The organism is Nocardia amamiensis NBRC 102102, assembly GCF_001612745.1.
GTDB lineage: Bacteria > Actinomycetota > Actinomycetes > Mycobacteriales > Mycobacteriaceae > Nocardia > Nocardia amamiensis.
Window position 1 is genome coordinate 41,606 of record NZ_BDBA01000080.1, and the last position, 6,553, is coordinate 48,158.

General features: G+C 63.9%; 7 protein-coding genes. 1 reads left to right on the forward strand and 6 read right to left on the reverse strand.

The genetic code is table 11. The features are described 5' to 3' along the window. Nucleotides 1-464 precede the first annotated feature (464 nt). Complete coding sequence (gene serS / locus NA4_RS16765; RefSeq protein ID WP_067470569.1) at nt 465-1,727, forward strand: serine--tRNA ligase; 1,263 nt, start codon at nt 465-467, stop codon at nt 1,725-1,727. 44 nt (nt 1,728-1,771) lie between these two features. Here serS and NA4_RS16770 read toward each other — a convergent pair whose 3' ends face one another. From NA4_RS16770 to NA4_RS16795, 6 genes are all read right to left on the reverse strand, one after another. After that, entirely contained in the window at nt 1,772-2,725 is a 954-nt protein-coding gene (locus NA4_RS16770) for a TauD/TfdA family dioxygenase (RefSeq protein ID WP_067470570.1), read from the reverse strand. A gap of 18 nt (nt 2,726-2,743) precedes the next feature. Continuing rightward, nucleotides 2,744-3,751 carry an NAD-dependent epimerase/dehydratase family protein gene (locus NA4_RS16775; protein ID WP_067470571.1) on the reverse strand — a complete coding sequence of 336 codons (1,008 nt, stop codon included), beginning with the start codon at nt 3,749-3,751 and terminating at the stop codon, nt 2,744-2,746. Continuing rightward, a complete protein-coding gene (locus NA4_RS16780) occupies nt 3,751-3,936 on the reverse strand; it encodes an MbtH family protein (RefSeq protein WP_067470572.1) in 186 nt (61 codons plus the stop codon). Before NA4_RS16780 ends, NA4_RS16775 begins: the two co-directional genes overlap by 1 nt. A gap of 1 nt (nt 3,937) precedes the next feature. Next, the gene (locus tag NA4_RS16785) at nt 3,938-4,663 is read right to left on the reverse strand and encodes a class I SAM-dependent methyltransferase (RefSeq protein ID WP_067470573.1); all 726 of its coding nucleotides are present in this window, start codon (nt 4,661-4,663) and stop codon (nt 3,938-3,940) included. Further along, the gene (locus NA4_RS16790) at nt 4,660-5,673 is read right to left on the reverse strand and encodes a serine hydrolase domain-containing protein (RefSeq protein WP_067470574.1); all 1,014 of its coding nucleotides are present in this window, start codon (nt 5,671-5,673) and stop codon (nt 4,660-4,662) included. Before NA4_RS16790 ends, NA4_RS16785 begins: the two co-directional genes overlap by 4 nt. A 17-nt stretch (nt 5,674-5,690) precedes the next feature. Further along, nucleotides 5,691-6,553, reverse strand: an 863-nt coding sequence (locus NA4_RS16795; RefSeq protein WP_157129073.1) for a condensation domain-containing protein, incomplete at its 5' end; no start/stop codon positions are given.

Below are 6,553 nucleotides of genomic sequence, written 5' to 3' on the forward strand. Positions count from 1 at the left end.
CCCAGTAGAGTACGACACGACGGATTCCCGGCGCCGAGCCACCGACTATGACATCGGTTCTGATTGAGCCTCAACGATTTTCACTCTCGATCAGACGAATCTCCCGGTGGTCGGGAGCTTGGTCGCGGTCACCCAGTGGCGGCACCGCGGCTTCGCCCACGCGCGACCATTGCGCTGCAAGCCCGATTCCCGTGGGTCGATGTGGACTCGGTGAACTTCGGCGTCGGCGGGGCGACCGACGCACGCTCCTCCCCTCGCCCGATCGTCTCGGATGCCACCGACACCCAGTCCAACCGCACCAACAACTTGTTGCAAGGCAACGACATACCAGCACGCTGGTCGCATGCCTCGGTTTACTCGCGGACAGTAGATCATTTCCGGTGCGGCTCGGGTGAAGCCCCGTCCGGCTGGTAACGTCCTGCTGGCCCGCTCCTGACCGCGAACGATCGAGGACAACGCCTACCATGCTGGATAAACGGTTCATTCGGGAAAACCCAGATGCCGTGAAGGAAGCTGTCCGGGTAAAAAGTGTCGATCTTGACGTGGACAAGCTCCTTGCGCTCGACGAGGTCAATCGAAAACTGCAGCGTGAATTCGACGAGGGACAAGGTCGTAAGCGTGCGCTTTCGAAGGAGTTCGCGAAATCCGACTCCGGTCGCCGTGCAGAACTACGGGCCGAGAGCACAGAACTCGATGCCCAACTGAAGCAATTGCGCGATGCCCTCGACGACACGGGCGCCAAGCTCAATAGCCTCCTGTTGCTCACCCCGAACATCCCATGGGGCCAGGCCCCTGTCGGCGCGGATGAGAGCGCCAACATAACAATCAAGACGTGGGGTCGGAAGCCGGAATTCGACTTCGAGCCGCTCGACCATGTGGATCTGGCAGAGAAGCGTGGATGGGCCGAATTCGCGCGGGCGCGCAAGGTGGCCGGTGAGCGCGCCTACGCCTTGACCGGCGATCTTGTTCTGCTGGAGCGGGCTGTTCAGTCCTATGCGTTGGACCTGCTGGTGTCCAAGGGGTTCGGCCTGGTCTCGGTGCCCGCGCTGGTCAAGGAAGCGGCCCTGGTGGGTACGGGGATGTTCCCGAAAGGTCGGGAGGAGACCTACGAACTTCCCGCCGACAACATGTTTCTGGCCGGGACCTCCGAAGTAGGTTTGGTGGGTTTACATTCCGATGAAATCCTGGACAGCAATCGCCTCCCCATTCTCTATGCGGGCATTTCGCCGTGTTTTCGGCGTGAAATCGGTAGCGCCAGTCGTGACGTTCGCGGTCTACTGCGCGTTCACCAATTCGAAAAAGTGGAGCAGTTCGTCATTTGTGAGGCCGACGTGAACGAGTCGGCTCGCTGGCACGCGGAATTGCTGGCGTCCGCCGAACGCATCCTTCAGGATCTGGGCTTGCATTATGAAGTCGTGGAATGTTCGACGGGTGACATGGGCCTGGGTAAATTCCGGATGAACGATATCAACACATGGTTTCCGTCGTTGAATATGATGCGGGAAACTCATAGTTGTTCCACCCTCCACGATTGGCAGGCACGGCGAGCGAATATCCGGTACCGGGACGCCGACGGTAAGCCGCGGTTCGCCCACACTCTGAACAACACCGCGGTGGCCACCCCCCGGTTGTTAGCTGCGCTGATCGAGAACCACCAGACGGAGGACCACCGGGTGCGCGTTCCCGAGGTGCTGCGCCCCTACCTCGGAGGCAGAGAGGTTCTTTAGCCGGTTCCAGGCCGCCGTCGGGCGGCCGATCGGTCGTCGTGTGCTCACAGCGCTGGTTGGACGTTCGCGGCTGTGATCGGGTCGGACATGGCGACAAGGATCCTTCTGTTTCCGCGGTACGGTTCGCGGCCGTGGGCGAAGCGCATGTTGTCGAGTAGCAGCATGTCCCCGGGGTGCCAGTCGAATCGGTCGGTGTTGCGCTCGTGTACCTTGCGGACCTCCTGGAATAGGTGGTCGGGGATGAGCGAGCCGTCTGCGAATGTGACGAGGTTTGGCAGGCCGGTCGGCCCGAGGCACGAGACCAGGGCGTGGCGGATGCCGGGGGCGAGCGTGGCAGGGTGGAAGAGGTTCAAGTGGTTGAACCAGGTCGGTGTCGCGATCCGGGGATGGGTCACGACGGCGTTGCCGTGGCGGGTGGTTCTCAGACTGTCGTCACGAGTCCATTTCCAGTCCGACCCCGAGGATCGGAGGAACTCTTCGACCGTTCCGCGATCGGCTGTCTGAAATGCTTCCTGCCAGGTGAGGCCTACACCGGAGGAGAAGTTCCGCACATAAGCCAGTCCGCGGACAGCCAGTTCCTCGCGGATGTCCATCGACAACGCGTCCAGCACCGCCTCCATGTCGGCTGTCGGGGTGGCGCCGAGTTCGGTGGGTGCGTTGACGCAGTAGAAGGCGATGCGCCCGGGCCACACGCTGGCGTACGAGCTCTCGCAGTGCAGTGGGATCGCCTCGCGCGGGGGATATTCGGTCGAGGTGAAAATCCCCGCGGAGACTTCGCTGCGAGGTGTGCTGCGTTCCCGATAGGCCAACGTGTTGAACCCGAGAGTCTCAGTGGCACGGGCGAATTCGGCAGTGGCTGTGTCGTGTCGAGGTGCGGCGGCGCGAATCAGGACGCGGCCGTGCCGATTGAGGCGGCCGATGATCTCGTCGTGATGGGTGCTCGCGTACTCGGCCGCGCTCATTGCACCGGTGTCGACGCTGTATTCCTGGATGTCCATATGTGTGGCCTACTCTTCCTACTCTCGTCGTGGGTCGAGCGTGGGCGTAGTGATGTCGCTGACGAGCTGTCGCATTGACCGGAGATGCGACGCTCGACCGTGGATGCGGCGCGGGGCCGTCTGGTCCGGGACGCACATCCAGTCACGGGTGGCGGTGGCGGTGTCCAGCACGGGGCGCCGCTGCAGACCCAGATCGTTTGCGACAGCTTCGCCGATTCGGTTCATGCCCGGATGGTCGGGGTCGTCGCTGGGTAGCCAGTAGGGCAGTTCTTCCCACGGCGTGACGCCCGCGGCCATAAGTTGCCTGTCGGGAATATCGATCAAATGAGTTGTCGAACTCCAGGCGTCTGCGAGATCGCGGAGAAGCCGCTGCAACTCGTGTGTGGCGCCGACGACGTTGAAGGTTCCCGATGCGCCGATCGCACCGGTCAGCAGAGCGAAGGCGGCAAGGTCTCGGACGTCGAGCAATTGCAATGCGGTCGGTGCGGCGGGCACGACGACGGTGGGTTCATGCAGCAGCGCGTCGATCCAGAATGGTAGGCGTCCGAGGTTGTCATAGGGTCCGATGAGTGGGCCAGCGCGAAGCACAGTGAGCCGGTCACCGAACACCGCAAGGTAGGCGTTCTCGGCGGCCGCTTTGAGCCGACCGTAGCGCTCGTGCGCGGTGCGGGGCGGCGTGGTCGGCAGGGCGGAGGTTTCGACGATGCCAGGTGTGCGCATCGGGGTGTACACCGACACAGTAGAGATGAGGATCGCCCGGTGGGCTCGACCGACCAACTGGTGGGCGGTCAGGTCGGCGGTGAGCGGGTCGAAGCAGTTCACGTCGACGGCGATGTCCCAGCCGGGCCCGGCGGGCAGTGTCAGGTTGTTTCGGTCGGCGCGGACGTGGGTGACTCGGGAATCGTGAAGCAACTCGACGCCAGTGATACCTCGGCTGACGACGGTCACCTCGTAGCCGCTGTGGAAGCATTCGGCGATGAGGTGGCGGCCGATGAAGCCGGTGCCCCCGATCAACAGGACACGCATCAGTGGGTTGGGGTGATGGTGGGTGTCATGTCGGTCCACACGGCGCCGATGTAGTCGAGGCAATCCTCGCGGCCGCCGTCGAATCCTTCGCGGTGCCAGCCGAGTGGCATGTCTTTGTCCACTGGCCAGAGGGAGTACTGGTTGTGGTCGTTCAGGACGACGCTGAATCGCGTGTAGGTGTCCATATCAGGTCGTATCCTCTCGCTGTGCTTCGACGACGTAGACGTTGTTGCGCTCCCGGATCGGCGCGAGGTGGTGCAGCCGCTGGGCGAGCACTTGAGTGACCTCGTCCAGGTGTGGTCCGGCTTTCTCGACGAAGGTCAGCCGCGAGGTCTGGTAGCCGATGTAGTCGTCGATCGAGTAGTCGACGGTGGTCGTGAACACCCGTCGCTGGTAGTGGGTCCAGCCCGGGGCAAGCAGTTCGCGCCAGATGCCGATGTTGGCGATCTCGTCGAACGCGTTCCCGGTGATCGTGTACAGCACCTCGTCGGCGAGTGCCTCGTAGGGTTCAGCGGGGTCCGGATGTTTCCACAGGTAGCAGACTCGTCCTCCAGGGCGGAGCACACGGCGGATCTCGGTGCCTGCGGCGGGTTCCTCGAACCAGTGAGCTGCTTGGGCCGCGACCACGAGATCGGCGGTCGAGTCCGGGAGTGGAATCGCTTCCGCATGGCCGTCGACGACCTCGAGTCCCGGATGGTGGGGAATCCGTTCGCGCAGTTCACGTAAGGGTTCGACGCAGATCACGCGTCGACAGTGTGGTAGCAATGCGGCGGAGGCGAGCCCGGACCCGGCCCCCACGTCGACAGCAATGGGGGCGTCGAGGCCGCGGGTCGCGTATTCGAAGACGGCGGCGGGATATCCGCGCCTGTAGGCGACGTAGGCTCCCTCCATGCCTTTGAAGTCACCTCTCATGCTGAGCCACCAACTCTGAGGGCGCTGGGTACCGTTGCCGGGGTGGATGTCAAGAGTCGCTCCAGGCACGCCTTGAGCAGGCCGTCGGCGCTTTCGCTGTTGCATAGCAACGCGACCGCCCGACGCGCCGTCATGTCCAGCGCCAACAGGGAGCGGTACCCGATGCTTTCTCCAGTGTGAAAATACAACTCACGCTCGGCGTCGCGCAGCAGCGTGAACCCGCCCGCCCATCGTGTCGACGCTGTGGCCGCGCGAGCACGGATCAGTCGCATCTCGACTGAGTCCGGGCTCAGCAGCGCGGCTGCCAGGACGCCCAGATCCTGAATGCCACACCACAATCCGGCGGCCGCCGATTCCGGGTAGTCGCGCCACCGGCCGGGGATGGGTCGATCGTCGGCGTCATGGCCGGATGCGACGCGGTGGTGCTGGTCTGGGGGCAGCACACCCATCACGGCCCCGGTGATGCCTAGTCCTGTGAACATCTCGGCGGTGAGGTCAGTGAAGCCGGTGCCGGACGAGCGCTCCAATACTCGCTGGAGTAGGCAGTATCCGCCGCCGGAGTAGCTGCCGGAACCTGAAGGGTCGGCGAGCTGGATGGGATCGTTGCGGGCCGCGCCGGTGCCCGCGATGACCTCGTTCAAGGTGGGTAGGACCGCTCCGCGGTCGTAGCCGTCGAAGCCCTTTACGGTTGCACCGCCGCGATGTTCGAGCAGATCGAGCACGCTCGGTAGCCCCACCCCGCGGCGGCGGTCGATCATCACGGGGCCCAGTTGGTCGAATAGGAGCGGCTGGTGCACGTCGATCGTGCCGTTGTGGTGAAGCTGGTGGCAAAGCACTGACGTGACGACCTTGCTGATGGACGCCGCCTGCAGCAGCAGCGGACGCGGCACCGCGGCTGCGGCCGGTCTATCGCCGCTGAATTCGACTGTCAAGCAGTCGGTGTCATCCATCATGAATGCCTGAATCAGCGGCGCCGAGGAGGACGCCATCATCTGTGCGAGCTGCGCCATCCAGGGAGGTGTAGAACTCATTGCTGCCTCGCGAGGGCGATCAGGGTGGTCAATGTGGCCTCGGCGACGGCGGTTATGTCGGATTCGTTGTGGGTTGTGGTGTCGTAGCGCAGGTAGACGGTGAGCCGTCCGTTCTCGATCGCGGCGTTGACTTCCAGCGAGTACGGTCGGGCACCGTCGGCGCTTTGTGCGGCGAGCTGTTCGGTAGCGTAGGTGAAGACCGTGTTCTGTTGCCCGGTGGCGAAGTGTCCGAGGTAGTTGAGGCAGACATCGGAGGTCTTAGTCGGCAGCCGCCACCCGGCCAGGTAGGCGCCGACACCGAATCCGACACCACCGCGCGGGGTCGACGCGATCGCCTCGCGCGCGATCGCCAACGCCTCGACGGGAGTCGTATCAGCAGTCAGATCCAGCCGAACGGGATAGATCGCGGTGAACCACCCCACCGACCGGGACAAATCCATCCCCGCCGAAACGTCACGCCCATGACCCTCCACATCCACCAGAACTGAGTTGAGATGCGGTGTACCGCTGGCGGGTTGGGGACGCCATCGCTGAAGCGCCAAAGCCAGTGCGGCGGCAAGAGCGGGTTCGATCGAACGAGTCCGAACGAGGTTGGCGATCCGGTCGATCTCAACCGCAACGACGACTTCCGCAGCGTCGTCGACGCGAGCGGTGCCCGAGCCCGCGCTGATGACGAATGGTGCGTGCTGGGTGACGGTGTCCCAGTGTGCCCGTTCGGCGTGCTGTTGTGCGCTGTCGACGCTCTCGTGCAGCGAGCGGGCCCATCGAGCGAACGAAGTGGGTTCAGGCTCTATAACGACGGCGTGGCCCGCTGTTGCTGCTTGGTAGGCGCGTTCGAGGTCGTCGATGACGATGCGCC